14 protein-coding genes are annotated in these 17,849 nt (G+C 72.7%); 5 read left to right on the top strand and 9 right to left on the bottom strand.

The window, feature by feature from the left end:
* Positions 1–14 precede the first annotated feature (14 nt).
* Complete coding sequence (locus ACZ3YL_RS09080) at positions 15–911, top strand: ComEA family DNA-binding protein (RefSeq protein ID WP_465656363.1); 897 nt, start codon at positions 15–17, stop codon at positions 909–911.
* Between the two features lie 111 nt (positions 912–1,022).
* Positions 1,023–3,629: a ComEC/Rec2 family competence protein gene (locus ACZ3YL_RS09075; protein ID WP_465656361.1), complete on the top strand. Its 2,607-nt coding sequence runs from the start codon at positions 1,023–1,025 to the stop codon at positions 3,627–3,629.
* A gap of 257 nt (positions 3,630–3,886) precedes the next feature.
* Here ACZ3YL_RS09075 and ACZ3YL_RS09070 read toward each other — a convergent pair whose 3' ends face one another.
* Positions 3,887–5,011 (bottom strand): DUF4185 domain-containing protein, encoded by a 1,125-nt coding sequence (locus tag ACZ3YL_RS09070; protein ID WP_465656359.1) that lies wholly within the window; start codon positions 5,009–5,011, stop codon positions 3,887–3,889.
* 394 nt (positions 5,012–5,405) lie between these two features.
* Positions 5,406–6,701, bottom strand: coding sequence for an MFS transporter (locus tag ACZ3YL_RS09065; RefSeq protein ID WP_188304465.1), 1,296 nt, complete (start codon positions 6,699–6,701; stop codon positions 5,406–5,408).
* A 139-nt stretch (positions 6,702–6,840) separates the two neighbouring features.
* On the opposite strand from ACZ3YL_RS09065, the gene ACZ3YL_RS09060 reads away from it, so the two are divergent.
* Positions 6,841–7,776 carry a LysR family transcriptional regulator gene (locus tag ACZ3YL_RS09060; protein ID WP_465656356.1) on the top strand — a complete coding sequence of 312 codons (936 nt, stop codon included), beginning with the start codon at positions 6,841–6,843 and terminating at the stop codon, positions 7,774–7,776.
* An 86-nt stretch (positions 7,777–7,862) separates the two neighbouring features.
* On the opposite strand, the gene ACZ3YL_RS09055 is transcribed toward ACZ3YL_RS09060, so the two are convergent.
* Positions 7,863–8,156: a hypothetical protein gene (locus tag ACZ3YL_RS09055; protein WP_317621019.1), complete on the bottom strand. Its 294-nt coding sequence runs from the start codon at positions 8,154–8,156 to the stop codon at positions 7,863–7,865.
* 143 nt (positions 8,157–8,299) lie between these two features.
* On the opposite strand from ACZ3YL_RS09055, the gene holA reads away from it, so the two are divergent.
* Entirely contained in the window at positions 8,300–9,298 is a 999-nt protein-coding gene (gene holA / locus ACZ3YL_RS09050; RefSeq protein ID WP_188304463.1) for a DNA polymerase III subunit delta, read from the top strand.
* A 57-nt stretch (positions 9,299–9,355) separates the two neighbouring features.
* Here the strand turns inward: holA and ACZ3YL_RS09045 are convergent, their stop codons facing one another.
* The 3 genes from ACZ3YL_RS09045 to ACZ3YL_RS09035 all read right to left on the bottom strand — a co-directional run bounded on the left by ACZ3YL_RS09045 (position 9,356) and on the right by ACZ3YL_RS09035 (position 11,278).
* A complete protein-coding gene (locus ACZ3YL_RS09045; RefSeq protein WP_188304462.1) occupies positions 9,356–10,096 on the bottom strand; it encodes a hypothetical protein in 741 nt (246 codons plus the stop codon).
* A gap of 428 nt (positions 10,097–10,524) precedes the next feature.
* Positions 10,525–10,794: a 30S ribosomal protein S20 gene (gene rpsT / locus ACZ3YL_RS09040; protein WP_045938443.1), complete on the bottom strand. Its 270-nt coding sequence runs from the start codon at positions 10,792–10,794 to the stop codon at positions 10,525–10,527.
* A gap of 178 nt (positions 10,795–10,972) precedes the next feature.
* Positions 10,973–11,278 (bottom strand): antibiotic biosynthesis monooxygenase family protein, encoded by a 306-nt coding sequence (locus ACZ3YL_RS09035; protein ID WP_465656350.1) that lies wholly within the window; start codon positions 11,276–11,278, stop codon positions 10,973–10,975.
* Between the two features lie 234 nt (positions 11,279–11,512).
* Between ACZ3YL_RS09035 and lepA the strand changes: the two genes are divergently transcribed.
* Positions 11,513–13,381, top strand: coding sequence for a translation elongation factor 4 (lepA, locus tag ACZ3YL_RS09030; protein WP_188304460.1), 1,869 nt, complete (start codon positions 11,513–11,515; stop codon positions 13,379–13,381).
* Between the two features lie 83 nt (positions 13,382–13,464).
* Here lepA and ACZ3YL_RS09025 read toward each other — a convergent pair whose 3' ends face one another.
* From ACZ3YL_RS09025 to ACZ3YL_RS09015, 3 genes are all read right to left on the bottom strand, one after another.
* Positions 13,465–13,890 carry an FAD-dependent oxidoreductase gene (locus ACZ3YL_RS09025; RefSeq protein WP_465656461.1) on the bottom strand — a complete coding sequence of 142 codons (426 nt, stop codon included), beginning with the start codon at positions 13,888–13,890 and terminating at the stop codon, positions 13,465–13,467.
* A 124-nt stretch (positions 13,891–14,014) separates the two neighbouring features.
* A complete protein-coding gene (locus ACZ3YL_RS09020; RefSeq protein ID WP_465656460.1) occupies positions 14,015–15,913 on the bottom strand; it encodes an ABC transporter ATP-binding protein in 1,899 nt (632 codons plus the stop codon).
* A gap of 134 nt (positions 15,914–16,047) precedes the next feature.
* Positions 16,048–17,781 (bottom strand): ABC transporter ATP-binding protein, encoded by a 1,734-nt coding sequence (locus ACZ3YL_RS09015; protein WP_188304458.1) that lies wholly within the window; start codon positions 17,779–17,781, stop codon positions 16,048–16,050.
* Positions 17,782–17,849 lie beyond the last annotated feature (68 nt).

Genomic DNA, 17,849 nt, shown 5'->3' with positions numbered 1-17,849 from the left:
CTAGCGTCCTCGCCATGACGACCTTGGGCCTGGGCGCGGCGAAGCGCCAAGCGATCAACGAGACGGTGCGGCTGCGGATGGCGGCGCTGCTGCCGACGGGCGACGAGCTGGTGGGTGCCGCTCAGGCCGCTGCCGTGCCGTCCTCCCGTGCCGCTCCGGCGCCTCCCGCAACGGCGGCTTCGCCTCCGGGCGCGGCGGTGCTTCCCGACCCGTCACCGGCCGGGGCGCGACTGCGGTTCGCCTCGGTGCTGGCGCTCGACCGGCGGGCGGTGGCCGGGCTGACGATCCTGCTGCTCTTCGCGGTGGGCTACGCGGTGCAGCACTTCTGGCTGGCCAGGCCGGAGGCGGTGGCCGTACCGACGCTGGCCGCGGCCTCGGCACTGCCGGAATCGAGCCCGGTGGCAACCGACGGCCCGCCCGGCAGCGGGGCCGGTCCGCCGGTGGCTGCCGCAGGCCCGGGGGCCGAGGCCGCCGTGGTCATCGACATCGGCGGTCGGGTCCACCTGCCGGGCCTGCACACCCTGCCCGGCGGATCACGGGTGGCCGACGCCCTGCGGGCGGCCGGCGGCCCGCTGCCGGAGACGGACACCCGGGGGCTCAACCTGGCCCGCGTCCTGACGGACGGTGAGCAGATCCTGGTCGGCGAGCAGGTGCCGGCCCCGGTTCCCGTCCCGGTCCCGGCCGGCGCGGGCGCACTGTCCGGCGCCGGTGCGCCCCGACCACCCGTCAGCCTCAACCGCGCCACCCTCGAACAGCTCGACTCCCTCCCCGGCGTCGGCCCGACCCTCGCCCAGCGCATCCTCGCCTACCGCACCTCGCACGGCTCGTTCCGTTCGATCGACCAGCTCCGGCAGGTCAGCGGGATCGGCACCCGAACGTTCGCGGAACTCCGTCCGCTCCTCACCCTCTGACGCCCCTGCCGTTCCCGCCCCTGCCGTTCCCGCCTCGTCCTGTTCCCGCGTTGCTCCGTTTCCGCGTCGCTCCGTTCCCGCCTCGCCGGCTCCCGAAGGGAGGTAGCCGCCTTGTCCACCACCGCCACCACCACCGCTTCGCTCCCGCGTGCCCGGTCCTCGGGTGCCGACTTCCGGCTGCTGCTGCCCGCCGTGTCGGCCTGGCTGGTCACGGCGGTGCTCCTGCCCCTCGGGCCGGGATCCGAGCTGCCGCTCTTCTCGCTGGCCGGCGGCGCCGTGCTCGTGGCCGTCCTGCTGCTCGCCCGACCGGGCCTGCTGCGTCGGCGCGGGGCCGCGGTGGCGCTGGCGGCCGTCCTGCTCTCCGGCGCGGCGGCCGCGATCGCGACCCCGCTGCACACCGCCGACCTGCACCGGGGGCCCCTGCCGGAACTCGCCCGCGCGGCCGAGCAGGCGACCCCGCGGTCCCCGGGCGAGCCCGCCCCGGCGGTGGAGGTGGAGCTGACCGTCGAGGGCGACCCGAAGGTCCACACCTCCCGGGGCGGCACCACCGGGGGACAGACCCTGCTCACCGTCGAGGCCGTGGCCGACCGTGCCACCGTCCTCCCGGACGGGCGGGCGACCCGGACACACACCCCGGTGACCGTCATGGTCCGCGGGCCGGAGAGCAAGCCCTGGCTGCGGCTGCTGCCGTCCGAGCGGCTGTCCGTCGAGGCCGAGGTGCGGCCGGCGGGGGAGGGCTACGACACCGAGTCCGCAGCGCTGCTGGTCGTCCACGGCCCGCCCCGGCGGCTCGCACCGCCCAACCTGCCGCAGCGGATCGCCGGGCGGCTGCGCGAGGGGCTGCGCACGGCCAGCGACGGGCTCCCGCCGGACGCGCGCGGACTGCTCCCCGGGCTGGTCGTCGGCGACACCTCGCGGCTGCCCGACGACCTGGTGGACGCCTTCCGGGCCACCGACCTGGTGCACCTGGTGGCGGTCAGCGGGGCCAACCTGGCGATCGTCCTCGGCGTACTGCTGGGCGCCCCCGGCCAGGCCGGTACTCCGGAGCGGCGCGGGGTGGCCGCGCTGCTGGGGCTGTCGCTGCGCACCAGCGCCCTGCTCGGCACGGGGTTGGTGCTGGCCTTCGTGACCGTCTGCCGGCCCGAGCCCAGCGTGCTGCGGGCAGCGGGAACAGGACTCATCGGCATGCTGGCCCTGGCCACCGGCCGCCCCCGTAGGGCCGTCCCCGCGCTCGCCGGGGCCGTCCTGGTCCTCGTCCTGTGGGACCCGTTTCTGGCCCGCTCCTACGGCTTCCTGCTCTCGGTGCTCGCCACCGCCGGGCTGCTCGTCCTCGGTCCGCACTGGGCCGAGTCCCTGCGGGCCCGGCGCTGGCCGCACCACCTGGCGGGTGCGCTGGCGGCCACGGCGGCGGCGCAGGCGCTGTGCGCGCCGGTGACGGTGGTGCTGTCCGGACACATCAGCCTGGTCGCCGTCCCGTGCAACCTGCTGGCCGAGCTGGCGGTGGCCCCGGCGACACTGCTCGGCTTCGGGGTGCTCGCCCTGCAGCCGTTCTTCCCGTCCCTGGCCCGGCTGCTGGCCGAGCCGGCCGGGGTGCCGGCCAGCTGGCTCGCCTTCGTCGGACGGCGCGGGGCCGAGCTGCCCGGCGGCCAACTGTCCTGGCCCGGCGGCTGGTTCGGGGTGATCACGGTCGCCTTGGTGGCCCTGGCCGCCTGCTGGGCAGCTCCTCTGCTGTTGCCCCGGCGGACGGAATCCGGCCGGCGGGTGCGCGGTCGGCGGCGCTGGGCCCGGGCTTTGGTGACGGGCACCCTGCTGGTGGTGCTGCTGGCGGTCCTGCTGCGCCCGCCGCAGCTCGCCCGGATCGCCACGGGCTGGCCGCCGCCGGGGTGGCGGCTGGCGATGTGCGACGTCGGACAGGGAGACATGTTGGCCCTTTCGACCGGTGTTCCGGACAGTGCGGTGGTGGTCGACACGGGGCCGGATCCGGAGGCCGCCGACCGGTGCCTGCGCGAACTCGGCGTCACCAGGGTGCCGCTCCTGGTGCTGACCCACTTCCACGCGGACCACGTCGAGGGCGTACCAGGGGTGTTGCGGGGGCGCCAGGTGGGCGCGGTCGAGGGCACGGTGCTGGACGACCCGCCGGGCGAGGTGGCCAGGGTGACGGCCTGGGTGGCGGGGGCCGCTGTGCCGCTGCTGCGTGCGGGCCGTGGTGAACGGCGTTCGGTCGGTGCGGAGTTGGCCTGGGACGTGGTGTGGCCCGATCCCGGGGCGGTCGTCGACGCGCCAGGTGCGAACAACGCCAGCGTGGCCATGGTGCTGTCGCTGGCCGGCGGCTTGCGGATGGCGCTGCTCGGCGACCTGGAACCGCCCGCCCAGTCCGCCCTGGTGGGCCGCCTGGGCCGGGTCGACGTCCTGAAGGTGGCCCACCACGGCTCGGCCCATCAGGACTGGGACCTAACCGGTGCCCTGCGGCCCCGGCTCGCCCTGATCTCCTGCGGCGAGGGCAATGCGTACGGACATCCGTCACCCCGTACGGTCGACCGCCTGCGGGCACTGGGTGCCACCGTCCTGCGAACCGACCGCGCGGGGGACATCGCCGTGACCGGCGACTCCCCGTCCACCCTCGCCGTCGCCGTCCACCCCCAGCCCGCCCACGCGACCCGCTCGGGGCACTCCTCCTCCGGGCGCTCCACCCGCAAGCCCCGCGCCCCGCCCCGATGACCCCCGCTCTCCTCTTCCCTCCACGAGGTGGGGTGGGCAGGGGGTAGGGGTGGGGGAGGTGGAGGGAGGGGAGGGGGCGGGGGCGGGGGCCCGGGGAAAGGCGATTGCGGCGTGCTCCGGGCCAGCCCGGAGCACGCCGCAGAGAACAGCCCCAGACCCCAGCCCATGTTGCCCAACCCCACGCCCCCGGCAGGAACATGAGGGCAGGCGCACGGCCCCCGCCCGGACCGAGCCGTCGAGGGACCAGGCACCGACGCTCAGGAGAGCATGTTGATCCGGTACTGCATGATCCGGTAGTTCGTCGGGTCGTACCACTGGCTGACGACGATGTGGAAGTCGCCGAACGTCGAGCCGGGGATGACGAAGCCGCCGTACGGGCTGGCGACGAGGTTCGCGGCCTCCTGGCCGGGGGTGCCGGGGAGGATCATGGTCTGTTCCAGGGTCCTGGTGAGGTCCGAGGTGGGGAGCGGGAAGACCATCGCCCTGATCGACAGCGGGTCCATGTTCAGCCAGGTGAGGACGTACTTGCCGTCCATGGCGCGGAAGCACATCTCACCCCACTTGCGAGTGCCGAAGACGGTCGTCGGGGCGGGGGCGTTCCAGCGCCAGCCGCCGTCGGCGTAGCCCCAGGGCTCGTAGGCGTCCGGGTTGCCGAGGCTCTCCTTCCGCACCCGGTGGAGCAGCATCCCTGATTCCACCTCGCGGTTGAAGACCGTGGAGAGCACGTAGCAGTAGCCGTCGTCGGCCACGGCGTACGTCTTCTGCTGGAACTGGCCGCCGTACAGGTCGCCGGGCCACTGGCACAGGTACTGCCAGGTCTCTCCGTTGTCGGTGGAGCGCCAGAAGTCGGTGTGGTGGGTGTCGTAGATGACGCCGCGCATGAGGTGCATGTACATCACGCCGTCGACGACGAACGCGTCGGACGGGATGGCGGTGGTGAACTTGTCGCCGACCGGGTTGTGCGGCTCGTCCACGAGGCTGTTGGCGTGGCCGCCGCCGACGCTGCCGTCGATGCGGAGGTTGTTCAGGTCCGTGCTGCCGGAGCGCAGGCCGACGGGGGCGCGCCAGTCGGTGGCGCCGACCTGGCCGCCGTCGAAGGTGTCGCCGCAGACGAAGAGCATGGTGCCGTTCGGGCACAGCACGGGGATGCCGAGGTCGGTCCACGGCGCGGCGAACGGCCCGGTCTCGACGGGGCCGCTGAGGTTCTTCAGCTTGGTGGCGATCGTCGGACTGGTCGGGTCGTACGGGCCGTTGGCGATCGCCGCGGGAGCGCCGGAGCCGATGACCCCCACCCCCACGGCGGCGCCGATGCCGATCGTGAGGAGCCGGCGGCGGGAGGGCCTGCCGGTCGTCTCGTCGCTTTCGTCCGATGAGCGGGTCATGGTGTCGAGGGCCTTCCGAATCGACGGATTCCACGGCTTCGCCCGGGGCGCGCACCTCGGTGGCGACGGGGCGCCACCGAGGCTACGGCGGCTGGCCGCCGGCCCGTCGGTCGGTGGGCGAACCTTCACCCGAATTGGTGAGACCGTGCGGGAGCCGCCGGTCCGGCGGCCCGGCGCCGGGGCACAGGCCACCGCCCCGGTGCCGGGGCACAGGCCACCGCCCCGGTGCCGGGGCACAGGCCTGGAGGAGGGCGTCTCGTTCGGTGGTGCCGACGATGCGGGCCCGGCCGGGGAGGGCCTGGCGGAGCAGGACGTCGTGGCGGCCGGGGGCCGGGTCGGCGACGCCGTCGGACAGGAGGTGGCGGCCGGTCGCAGGGTGGCGGCCGCCGGTGGGTCAGGAGCGGCTGAGGGACGGTTCCGGCTGGTGCGGCGCCGCCGTCCGGTCGTGGCGGGGGAGGAGGAGCGGGGTGGCCAGGATGAGCAGTCCGGCGACCGCGAGGGCGGTGCGCGGGCCGGTGGTGTCGGCGAGGAGACCGCCGAGGGCGGTGCAGATGGCGATGGACGCCTGCTGGCCGATGGACCAGGCGGACAGGGTGCGGGCGAGGAGGTGCTTGGGGGTGCGTTCGAGCCGGTAGGTGGCGAGCACCGGGTTGTACAGGCTCATGTTGACGATGATCGCCAGCTCGACGGCCATCACGATGAGTAGGCCGACGACGCCGGGGCGGACGAGGACCAGGCCGATCAGCCAGACGGCGCGCAGGGTGCCGACGGTCCGGAAGACCCGGTGCCGGCCGTGGCGGGCCACAACGCGCCGGGCCAGCCGGGAGCCGATCAGTCCGCCGAGGCAGGGGGCGGCGAAGGCGAGGCCGTACTGCCAGGGCGGGAAGTGGAGTTGGCGCAGCATGAGGACGGCCAGCAGCGGCTCGGTGGCCATGATCAGCCCGCCGACGAGCAGGTTATTGAGGTAGAGCGCCCGCAGTGCGGGGTCGCCGAGGATGTGCCGCCAGCCGTCGAGCAGTGCACCCGCCCGCAGGCCGCCGGCCCGTACGGAGCTTCCGCTGCCCGCCCCTGCCGGGCTTCCGGCGGCGGGCTGGGGCGGTTCCTCCCGGCCGCGGATGGCGGTGATGCCAGCGGCGGAGAGCAGGTAGCTGAGCGCGTCGGCGATCACGGTGGTGACGGGCCCGAAGAGGCCGATCGCGGCGCCGCCCAGCGGGGGGCCGATCGCGATGGAGCTCCAGTTGGTGGATTCGAAGCGGGCGTTGGCGACCAGGAGGTCCTCGGGCCGGACGAGGGCCTTGAGGTGGGCGCCGCTGGCGGCGTTGAAGGCGATCTTGGCCGCGGCGACCACGGCCGAGACGGCGAGCAGTTGGACGAAGCCGAGCCGTCCGAGGGCGTAGGCGAGGGGGATCGTGGCCATGGCCGCGAACCGGGCCAGGTCCATGGCGATCATCACCGGGCGTTTGCGCCGGAACTCCACCCAGGGCGCGAGCGGTACCGCGATCAGCGCGCCCACCGCGGGCCCCACCGCGGAGAGCGCGGACACCTCGGCCGGTCCGGCGTGCAGCACCAGGACGGCCAGCAGCGGAAGTGCCCCGAAGCCCAGCCCGGAACCGTACGCGCTGACGGCGTACGCCGCCCACAGCCGGCCGAACCCCGGCCCGAGCCGTCTCCTGCCCACCCAACCCAGCATGTCCGGCGCGCTCCCTCGGCATCTCATCCGCACAATCCGACGTTGACCGGTGAGAGCTAACCGAGCGGCGTGTCCGCAGGTCAAACAACCATCCTACGGCCTGGGTACAACCGTCCGTTGTTCACTAAGGTGGGCCGACGTGGACCTCGAAGCCGTACGCACCTTCGCCGCCGCCGCGGAAGCCGGCCAGTTCCAGAAGGCCGCCGCCGACCTGTCGATCACCCAGCAGGCCGTCTCCAAGCGCATCGCCGCGCTGGAGCGCGATCTCGGGGTGCGGCTGTTCACCCGCACCCCGCGCGGCGCCGAACTCACCATCGACGGGCAGGCGTTCCTGCCGCACGCCCGTGAACTGCTGCGCGCCGCCGAGCGGGCGGTCGCCTCGGTGCGCACCGGCCGTCGGCCGCTGCGGGTCGACATCATCGCCTCGCGCGGCGCGGGCTCGGGGCTGATGCGGGACTTCCACCGCGCGCACCCCGAGGTCGAGCTCGACGTGGTGATGCTGTTCGACGTCGGGGCGGCCGTCACCGCGATCCGCTCGGGGACGATCGACGCGTCCTTCCGCGCGGTGGCCGCGCCCGGCCGGTCCTTCCCGGAGGACGTCGAGTCCGTCCGGGTGCTCGACGAGCCGCTGCAACTCCTCACCGGGCCCGCCCACGCGCTGGCGGGTGCCCGCTCGGTGACCGTCGCCCAGCTCGTCGGCCACCGGATCTGGATGCCCGGCATCGCCCCGGGCACCGAGTGGGCCGCCTACTACGACGACCTCGTCGCCGAGTTCGGGCTCACCATCGAGGCGACCGGTCCCAACTTCGGCTCCGACGCGCTCCTGGACACCGTCGCCGACACCCCGGCCCTGGCGACCTTCATGAGCGAGCGAACCCGCCTGGTCTGGCCGGCCGGCCACGGCCTGCGCCGCATCCCGGTGACGGACCCGACGCTGGTCTACCCGCACTCGCTCCTGTGGCACCGGGACAACCCCCACCCGGCCCTGGCCACCCTCCGCGCCTACCTGGCCGCGGCCGCGCCCGCCCACGACGCCGCCGGGACGTGGCGGCCGGACTGGGTGCTCCCGCGCTGAACGCCGCGACGGACGCCGCAACGTTGCAACGGACACCCAACGCCGCGACGCCGCGCGCGGGCGGCGTCGCGGCGTCGCGGTGTCGGTCAGGCCTCCTCGCGCCAGCCCTCGTACGAGGTGGCCACGGTGTCGAGGGCGTGCAGCAGGGCCGGGGTCCAGCCGTCGGACGGCGGGTCGAGGACGACCAGCCACTGGGCGTCCTCGGCGTCGTCCTCGCCGGCCAGGGCGTCGCGGACGATCTCCAGTTCGCCGAGGTCGGGGTGGGCGGCGGAGAGTTCCTCGGCGGCCTCGTCGGCGGTGTCGCGGTCGGGCAGGACGAGCAGCTGGCGGACGAAGGGGTCGACGACGTCCGGGAGGTCGGTGGTGTGGTTCTCGGTCACCGGGCCATTCTCCAGGTCGGGTGCGGTGGCCCGGGTAGCCGGGGTTCGGGGTTCGGGTTCGGGGTTCGGCCGGTCGGGGCCCGGACGGTCCGGCTCCGGCCGTCGGGCGGGAGTGTCCGCAGCGCGTGGGATGCTGGTAGGCGATGGCCAGGAAGAGTGCACCCGACGACCTGCTCGCCCCGCTGACCCTCGCGGTCGGCCAGGAGGAGCTGCTGCTGGACCGTGCGGTCGCCCAGGTGGTGGCCGCGGCGAAGGCGGCGGATCCGGACACCGACGTGCGGGACGTGCCGCCCGGCGGGCTGCAGCCCGGCAGTCTGGCCGAGCTGACCACGCCCTCGCTGTTCGCCGAGCGCAAGGTGATCGTGGTCCGGGCCGCGCAGGACCTCTCCGCCGACTCGGTGAAGGAGGTCAAGGCGTACCTCGAGGACCCGGCCGAAGAAGTGATCATGGTGCTGGTGCACGCCGGCGGGGCCAAGGGCAAGGGCCTGCTGGACGCCGGTCGCAAGGCGGGCGGGCGCGAGGTGGCCTGCGCCAAGCTGGCCAAGGCGAGCGAGCGACTGGCCTTCGTCAAGGGTGAGTTCCGCACCCTGGGCCGCTCCGCGACCCCGGAGGCCTGCCAGGCGCTGCTGGACGCGCTCGGTAGCGACCTGCGTGAACTGGCGGCCGCCTGCAGTCAGTTGACCTCGGACGTCGAGGGCGCGATCGATGACACGGTGGTGGCCCGCTACTACAGCGGCCGGGCCGAGGCGACCGGGTTCGAGGTGGCCGACCTGGCCGTCACCGGCCGGGCGGCGGAGGCGCTGGAGCGGCTGCGCTGGGCGCTGGCCGTCGGCCAGCCGCCGACCGGCATCACCTACGCGCTGGCCTCCGGGGTGCGCAGCATCGGACGGCTGGCGACGACCGGGCGGAACATGCGTCCGGCCGATCTGGCCCGCGAGTTGGGCATGCCGCCGTGGAAGGTGGACCGGGTCCGCCAGCAGATGCGCGGCTGGACGGGCGACGCGGTGGCCACCGCGCTGACCGCCATCGCCCGGGCCGACGCCGACGTCAAGGGCGGTTCGGCCGACCCGGCCTTCGCCCTGGAGCGCGCGGTGGTCGCCGTCGCCAAGGCCGCCCGGGCCGGCTCCCGCCCGTCCTACTGACCCGCTCCCGCCCGTCCTGCTGGCCGGCTCCCGCGCGCGGCCCCGGGCCCGGGGCCGCTACTTGCGCATGGCCCGTACGGCGTTGTCCGCGTCGGTCTGCAGGTCGTTGCGGAGCTCGGTCATGGACGGCGGGGTGGACTTCCCCTGGGTGTAACTGGCGTTGTAGCTGATGGAGTAGGTCATTGCGCCGTCGCGGATCTGCACTTCGGCGAACAGGCTGTGGTACGAGCCCGACCCGCTGTCGTCCTTGTAGATGAAGAACGCCGCCTCGCCGAGCCCCGGGATGTCGGTGATCTGGTAGCCCCGGGTCCGGTAGAACTCCTTGCCGGCGTCCTGCTCGGGCGCCGGGTTGACGGCCTTGTGCAGGTCGGCGCGGATGTACACGCTGGCGTACTCGCTGTCGCTGCCGCCGCCGGTCCGCTTGAGCGACATGGAGCAGTTCATGCTGTCCAGGGCGGCGGTCCGGTCGGTGTTGTGGGACGGCGAGTTGGCATCGGTGGTGACGGAGTACGTCGCCAGCAGCCGGGAGGGCTTCGCGGTGGCGCAGAAGTCGTCCGAGAGGTGGTAGCTGCCGAGGCTGCGCGGCGAGGAGTCGCTGCTGACCAGGTCCGGGACGACCAGCACGGCGGTGGTCCAGCCGGCCGAGGCGAGGAGTGCCCCGACGAAGGCCCAGACGGCGTTGCGGCGCAGGTTCCCGCCCTTGCGCGGCGTCGTGCCGCCGCCGGGTGTGCCAGGCGCTCCCGGCGAGGTCGGCAGCCCGGGCGGCGGCCCGAACCCGCCGGCGGCCGGCGCCGCCATCCCCGGCGCGGGCGCCCCCACCCCCGGTGCCGCCACCCCCGGCGCCCCAGCCCCCGGTACCCCAGCCGCCGGTACCCCTGGCGTGCCCGACTGCTGCGGGAACCCGTACCCCGGCCCGTTCGGTGCCGAGGACGGCAGTGGCGGTGGTGGCGTCGTCATGGAAGTTCCCCCTCTGGGCTGGCGCCGCGGGTGCTCCCCGCACCCCCGGTCGCGCGTGATCGACCATAGCGGCCGGGGCGCGGAACGCGACAGGCGCCGTGGTCCGCCTCCCTGAGGAGGCCGACCACGGCGCCTGTCGTACAACTGCTGTGCACCGCACCCGCGTGGCGAACGCAGGCCGCGTACGGTGCGAGTCTCGCGCGCCTCGGAGTTCCGGGTAGAGGGCCGGGTCACTCCGCGGCGGTGGGGGCGAGGCGCCCCCGAGGGCGTCAGGCCTGGACGGCGGTGTTGACGCGCTTGGTGATGGCCGACTTCTTGTTGGCGGCCTGGTTGGCGTGGATGACGCCCTTGCTCACGGCCTTGTCCAGCGCCTTGGAGGCGGCGCGGGCCAGCACAGCGGCCTTCTCGGTCTCACCGGCGGCAGCGGCCTCGCGGGCCTTGCGCAGGGCGGTCTTCAGCGAGGACTTGACGGCCTTGTTGCGCAGGCGCGCCTTCTCGTTGGTCTTGTTGCGCTTGATCTGGGACTTGATGTTCGCCACGAAGGAGCCTCAGTCTTGTCTGAACGGGTTCTGGGGTCCCCCCGGCCGGAGGCTGGGGAGCGTTGCACGCGCAGGCCGTCGGGTCAGCTGAGAGGGCATGCCGGGGCCAGGTGCAGCAGCCCACGCTACCAGGGGCCCGCCGCCCGCCCCAAACCGACCGCCGGGCCCGCCCGCGGGGCTAGGCGCTCAGTACCGGCTCCCCGTAGTGCTCGACCTCCGGGAACGGCCGGTAGAACCGGTGCAGCAGCTCGCGCCACCGGAGGTACTCGGCGGAGCCGCGGAAGCCCTCGGTGTGGTCGGCGAGGGTCTCCCACTCCACCTGCAGCAGGAACCGGGAGCCGCGCCCCTCGTCCAGGCAGCGGCGCAGTTCCAGGGAGCGGAAGCCGTGCTGGACGGCGATCAGCGGGCGGGCCTCGGCGAAGGCGGCGAGGAACTCGTCCTCCCGGTCTGGCAGGACGTCGAGCAGGGCGCTTTCGAGGATCATGGCGGGCCATCCTGCCGCCGAGCGGTGGGGTGGCGGAAGGCTGTGCAGTGGGGGACGGAAGCCGTGCGGCGGGGTGACGGAAGGCTGTGAGGTGCCCGAACGGCGCCCCGGGTCGTGGTCGTGGGAGGATGGGAGGAACTATTTCGATCGGACGAGACTGTCCGGTCCCCGGGATAGCCGGTCAGCGATGATCCGGACACCCCCGGCCCCGGACCAACGGAGAATCGGACCAAGGTGCCCGCGACCCCCAGCAATGTGCCAGAGCCCAGCCGTACCGACCCGGCGCTGATCCGCAACTTCTGCATCATCGCCCACATCGACCACGGCAAGTCGACGCTCGCAGACCGGATGCTGCAGATCACCGGCGTGGTCGACCCCCGGCAGATGCGCGCCCAGTACCTCGACCGCATGGACATCGAGCGTGAGCGCGGCATCACCATCAAGTCGCAGGCGGTCCGCCTCCCGTGGGCCCCGAAGACCGGGCCGGACGCCGGGACGACGCACATCCTCAACATGATCGACACCCCCGGCCACGTGGACTTCACGTACGAGGTGTCCCGCTCCCTCGCGGCCTGCGAGGGCACCATCCTGGTGGTCGACGCGGCCCAGGGCATCGAGGCGCAGACCCTCGCCAACCTGTACCTGGCGCTGGAGAACGACCTCACGATCGTCCCGGTCCTCAACAAGATCGACCTGCCGGCCGCCCAGCCGGAGAAGTACGCGGCCGAGATCGCCCACATCATCGGCTGCGACCCCTCCGACGTGCTCCAGGTCAGCGCCAAGACCGGTCTGGGCGTCGAGGACCTGCTGGACCACATCGTCAACACCATCCCGGCCCCGGTCGGCGTCAAGGACGCCCCGGCCCGCGCGATGATCTTCGACTCGGTGTACGACTCCTACCGCGGCGTGGTCACCTACGTCCGTGTCGTGGACGGCCAGCTCACCAAGCGCGAGCGCATCCAGATGATGTCCACCGGCGCCACCCACGAGCTGCTGGAGATCGGCGTCATCTCGCCCGAGCCGAAGGTCGCCGACGGCCTCGGCGTCGGCGAGGTGGGCTACATCATCACCGGTGTGAAGGACGTCCGGCAGTCCAAGGTCGGTGACACGATCACCTCGATGCACAAGGGCGCCACCGAGCCGCTGGGCGGCTACAAGGAACCGCGTCCGATGGTGTTCTCCGGCCTGTACCCGCTGGACGGCTCGGACTACCCGCTGCTGCGCGACGCCCTGGACAAGCTGCGCCTCAACGACGCCGCCCTGGTGTACGAGCCGGAGACCTCGGTCGCGCTCGGCTTCGGCTACCGCTGCGGCTTCCTCGGCCTGCTGCACCTGGAGATCATCCGGGAGCGCCTGGAGCGCGAGTTCAACCTCGACCTGATCTCCACCGCCCCGAACGTGGTCTACCGGGTGGTGATGGAGGACGGCAGCGAGCACACCGTCACCAACCCGAGCGAGTTCCCGACCGGCAAGATCTCCGAGGTCTACGAGCCGGTCGTGCGCGGCACCATCCTGGCGCCGAACGAGTTCGTCGGCGCGATCATGGAGCTCTGCCAGTCGCGTCGCGGCAACCTCCAGGGCATGGACTACCTGTCCGAGGACCGGGTCGAGCTGCGCTACACCCTGCCGCTCGCCGAGATCGTCTTCGACTTCTTCGACCAGCTGAAGTCCAAGACCCGCGGCTACGCCTCGCTCGACTACGAGCCCATCGGCGAGCAGACCGCCCAGCTGGTCAAGGTCGACATCCTGCTGCACGGTGACCCGGTGGACGCGTTCTCCGCGATCGTGCACAAGGACAAGGCCTACGGCTACGGCGTGATGATGGCCGGCAAGCTGCAGAAGCTGATCCCGCGCCAGCAGTTCGAGGTGCCGATCCAGGCCGCCATCGGCTCCCGGGTGATCGCCCGTGAGACGGTCCGCGCGATCCGCAAGGACGTCCTCGCCAAGTGCTACGGCGGTGACATCTCCCGTAAGCGGAAGCTGCTGGAGAAGCAGAAGGAAGGCAAGAAGCGGATGAAGATGGTCGGCAGCGTGGAGGTCCCGCAGGAGGCCTTCATCGCCGCGCTGTCCACCGACGCGGAGACGCCGAAGGACAAGAAGTGACCGCGGGCGCGGCACGCGCGTAGCCGCGAGCGGCACCAGGAAGGGCCCGGGCATCCGCCCGGGCCCTTCCGCGTGGACGGGGGCTACTTCAGCGCGGCCAGCACGGCGGTGACGATCCCGGCCTTGGCCAGCCGCCCCGCGGCGCCGGTGGACACGGTGGGCTTCATGGCGTCGTCCGGGTGGACCAGCTGGAGCAGCCCGTCCCGCCGGCCGAGGCTGCGGCACTGCACGGTGTACCGGAACGAGAACGGCTCCGAGGTGCGCCCGTCGAGCAGCCGCCCGACGTACCGGCCCTGCGGCAGCGCGGTGGCGCAGCCCATCCGCAGGGTGCCGATGCCGGGCACGGTGACGGCGGCGGCGTCGCCGACCACGTGGACGTCCGGGTGCGAGAGCGAGCGCAGGTGGTCGTCCACCAGGGCCCGGCCGCGTTCGTCGACGGCCAGTCCGGCCTGGGCGGCCGACGGGTGCGGTTCCACCGAGGCGGCCCACACGGTGAGTTCGGCGTCGATCGGGCCGGCGGTGGTGCGCAGCCCGCGGGGGCCACGGTAGCGAAGCCCGTCGGCTCCGGCGAGGCCCCGGCGCGCGAAGAGCCGGGACGGAGGGTCCCGTCCCGGCTCTTCGTGTGACGACGGATCAGTCCACCTCGGCCACGGCCTCCGCGAACTGCGCCTGGTAGAGCCGGGCGTAGGCGCCGTCGGCGGCGATCAGCTCGTCGTGGGTGCCCTGCTCCACGATGGAGCCGTTCTCCATCACCAGGATGACGTCGGCGTCCCGGATGGTGGAGAGGCGGTGGGCGATGACGAAGCTGGTGCGGCCGGTGCGCAGCCGGGCCATGGCCCGCTGGATGAGCACCTCGGTGCGGGTGTCGACGGAGCTGGTGGCCTCGTCCAGGACGAGGATCGACGGCTGGGCGAGGAAGGCCCGGGCGATGGTGATCAGCTGCTTCTCGCCGGTGCTGACGCCGGTGCCCTCGTCGTCGATGACGGTGTCGTAGCCGTCGGGGAGGGTGCGCACGAAGCGGTCGACGTGGGCGGCCCTGGCGGCTTCGATGACCTGCTCGCGGGTGGCGGAGCCGGCTCCGTAGGCGATGTTGTCGGCGATGGTGCCGCCGAAGAGCCAGGTGTCCTGGAGGACCATGCCGATGCCGGAGCGCAGGTCCTCGCGGGACATCGCGGAGATGTCGGTGCCGTCGAGGGTGATGCGTCCGGAGCTGACCTCGTAGAACCGCATCAGCAGGTTGACCAGGGTGGTCTTGCCGGCGCCGGTGGGGCCGACGATGGCGACGGTCTGGCCGGGTTCGACCTTGAGCGAGAGGTCCTCGATGAGCGGCTTGTCGGGGTCGTAGCGGAACGACACGTCCTGGAAGGCGACCCGGCCGTGGACGGTGTCGGGCTTCTCGGGCATGGCCGGCTCGGGGCTCTGCTCGGCGGCGTCGAGGAGTTCGAAGACGCGCTCGGCGGAGGCGACCCCGGACTGCACCAGGTTGGCCATGCTGGCGACCTGGGTGAGCGGCTGGCTGAACTGCCGGGAGTACTGGATGAAGGCCTGGACGTCGCCGATGGACAGCGAGCCGCTGGCCACCCGCAGTCCGCCGACCACCGCGACCAGCACGTACTGCAGGTTGCCGATCAGCATCATCGCGGGCTGGATGATCCCGGAGATGAACTGGGCGCGGAAGCTGGCGTGGTACAGCGCGTCGTTGTGCTCGCGGAAGGTCTCGGCGGACTCGCGCTGCCGGCCGAACACCTTGACCAGGGTGTGGCCGGTGTACATCTCCTCGATGTGGGCGTTGAGTTGGCCGGTGGACTTCCACTGCTGGACGAACTGCGGCTGGGCCTTCTTGCCGACCCTGGCGGCGACGACCACCGACAGCGGCACCGAGACCAGGGCGATCACGGCGAGGATCGGGGAGATCCAGAACATCATCGCCAGCACACCGACCACGGTGAGCAGCGAGTTGACGACCTGGCCCATGGTCTGCTGCATGGACTGGCCGATGTTGTCGATGTCGTTGGTGACCCTGCTGAGCACCTCGCCGCGCGGCTGCTTGTCGAAGTAACTGAGCGGCAGCCGGGCGAGTTTGGCCTCGACGTCCTGGCGCAGCCGGTAGCTGGCCGACTGGATCGCCTTGGTGGCCAGGCGGCCCTGGAAGATGCCGAAGACGGCGGAGGCGACGTAGATGCCGAGCACCCAGAGCAGGATGGAGCCGATGGCATCGAAGTCCATGCCGTGGCCGGGGGTGAAGTCGACGGCGCCGAGCAGGTCGGCGATGCCGCCCTCGCCGTGGGCGCGCAGGCCGGCGATGACCTCGGCCTTGGAGGTGCCGGGCTGGAAGCGGGCGCCGATGACGCCGGCGAAGATCAGGTCGGTGGCGTCGCCGAGGATCTTGGGGCCGGTGACGGCGCAGCCGATGCCGAGCACGCCGAGCGCCAGCACGCCGAGCAGCAGCTTGCGTTCGGGGCGCAGCAGGCCGAGGACGCGCTTGCCGGAGCCCTTGAAGTCCATGGACTTCTCGGTGCCCTGGCCGCCCATGAAGCGGCCCGGTCCGGCCGGGCCGCGGCGGGCGGCGGCGGCCTGGGAGTCGCTGGGGAGCGTGTCCTCCGGCTTTCCGCCGTCCGGCCCGGCGGGCCTTCCGGCCGGTGTTCCGGCACGCTTTCCTGGGGTGGTCACGCCGCCTCCTGCTCGGTGAGCTGGGAGAGCACGATCTCCCGGTACGTCGGGTTGTCGGCCATCAGTTCGTGGTGGGTCCCGCTGCCGACGACGGCGCCCTCGTCGAGGACGATGATCCGGTCGGCGTCGCGGATGGTGGACACCCGCTGGGCGACGATCAGCACGGTGGCGTCGGAGGTCTCGCGGGCGAGGGCCTTGCGCAGTTTGGCGTCGGTGGCGTAGTCGAGCGCGGAGAAGGAGTCGTCGAAGAGGTAGACGTCGGGGCGGCGGACGAGGGCGCGGGCGATGGCCAGGCGCTGGCGCTGGCCGCCGGAGACGTTGCCGCCGCCCTGGGCGATGGGGGCGTCCAGGCCTTCGGCCAGCTTCTCGACGAACTCCTTGGCCTGGGCGATCTCCAGGGCGTGCCAGAGTTCCTCGTCGGTGGCGTCGGGGCGGCCGTAGCGGAGGTTGCTGGCGACGGTGCCGGAGAACAGGTAGGGCTTCTGCGGGACGATGCCGACGCTGTCGGCGATCGCGTCGGCGGCGAGCTCGCGCACGTCCACGCCGTCGAGCAGGACCTGGCCGGAGGTGGCGTCGAAGAGCCGGGGGACGAGGCCGAGCAGGGTGGACTTGCCGCTGCCGGTGGAGCCGATGATGGCGGTGGTCTCGCCGGGGCGGGCGGTGAGGTCGATGCCGTGCAGCACGGAGGCTTCGGCGCCGGGGTAGCGGAAGTCGACGTCGCGCAGTTCCAGGTGGCCGCGGCGCAGCAGTTCGGTGACCGGGGCGGCGGGCGGGACGACGCTGGAGGAGGTGCCGAGGACCTCCTGGACGCGCTCGGCGCAGACCTCGGCGCGCGGCACCATCATGAACATGAAGGTGGCCATCATGACGCTCATCAGGATCTGCATCAGGTAGGAGAGGAAGGCGGTGAGTCCGCCGATCTCCATGTCGCCGCTGTCGATGCGGTGGGCGCCGAACCAGAGCACCGCGACGCTGGAGATGTTCACGACCAGCATCACGGCGGGGAACATCACGGACATCAGCCGGCCGACCTGCCGGGCGACCTGGGTGAGGTCCTCGTTGGCCTCGGCGAAGCGGTGCTGCTCGTGGCCGTCCTTGACGAAGGCGCGGATGACCCGGATGCCGGTGATCTGCTCGCGCAGCACCCGGTTCACGGTGTCGATCTTCACCTGCATGCTGCGGAACTTCGGCCGCAGGGCGCGGACCAGCAGGACGACGACCACGCCGAGGGCGGGGATGACGGCGAGCAGCAGTCCGGACAGCGGGACGTCCTGGTTGAGCGCCATGATGATGCCGCCGACGCACATGATCGGTGCGGCGACCATCAGGGTGAAGCTCATCAGGGCCAGCATCTGGACCTGCTGGACGTCGTTGGTGGTGCGGGTGATCAGGGAGGGCGCGCCGAACTGGCCGACCTCCCGGGAGGAGAAGCCCTGCACCCGGTCGAAGACGGCGGCGCGGACGTCGCGGCCGAAGGCCATCGCGGTGCGGGCGCCGTAATAGACGGCGCCGATCGAGCACAGCGCCTGCACGAGGGTGACGCCGATCATCACGGCGCCCAGGCGCAGGATGTAGCCGGTGTCGCCCGTGACCACGCCCTTGTCGATGATGTCGGCGTTGAGCGTGGGCAGGTACAGCGCCGCGAGGGTGGACACCAGCTGGAGGAGCACCAGCAGGGTGATCGGTCGGGAATATGGGCGCAGGTACGCCCGGAGCAGTCTGATCAGCACTGGCACACTCTTGTCGTCGCCGGTCGGGTTCGCACCCCAATTCTCGTCGTTCCGCGGCGTCGTACAGA

It is taken from the genome of Kitasatospora sp. NPDC023176 (assembly GCF_055560495.1).
Note: the sequence above shows the minus strand (reverse complement) of the source record. Positions and strands in the feature narration are given on the sequence as shown.

Bases quoted from the DNA above. Each gene is read 5' to 3' on its own strand.
- ACZ3YL_RS09080 (WP_465656363.1), top strand. From the start codon at position 15: ATGACGACCTTGGGCCTGGGCGCGGCGAAGCGCCAAGCGATCAACGAG.
- ACZ3YL_RS09070 (WP_465656359.1), bottom strand. From the start codon at position 5,011: ATGACCCGCTCATCGGACGAAAGCGACGAGACGACCGGCAGGCCCTCC.
- ACZ3YL_RS09065 (WP_188304465.1), bottom strand. From the start codon at position 6,701: ATGCTGGGTTGGGTGGGCAGGAGACGGCTCGGGCCGGGGTTCGGCCGG.
- holA (WP_188304463.1), top strand. From the start codon at position 8,300: ATGGCCAGGAAGAGTGCACCCGACGACCTGCTCGCCCCGCTGACCCTC.
- ACZ3YL_RS09045 (WP_188304462.1), bottom strand. From the start codon at position 10,096: ATGGCGGCGCCGGCCGCCGGCGGGTTCGGGCCGCCGCCCGGGCTGCCG.
- ACZ3YL_RS09035 (WP_465656350.1), bottom strand. From the start codon at position 11,278: ATGATCCTCGAAAGCGCCCTGCTCGACGTCCTGCCAGACCGGGAGGAC.
- ACZ3YL_RS09020 (WP_465656460.1), bottom strand. From the start codon at position 15,913: ATGGGCGGCCAGGGCACCGAGAAGTCCATGGACTTCAAGGGCTCCGGC.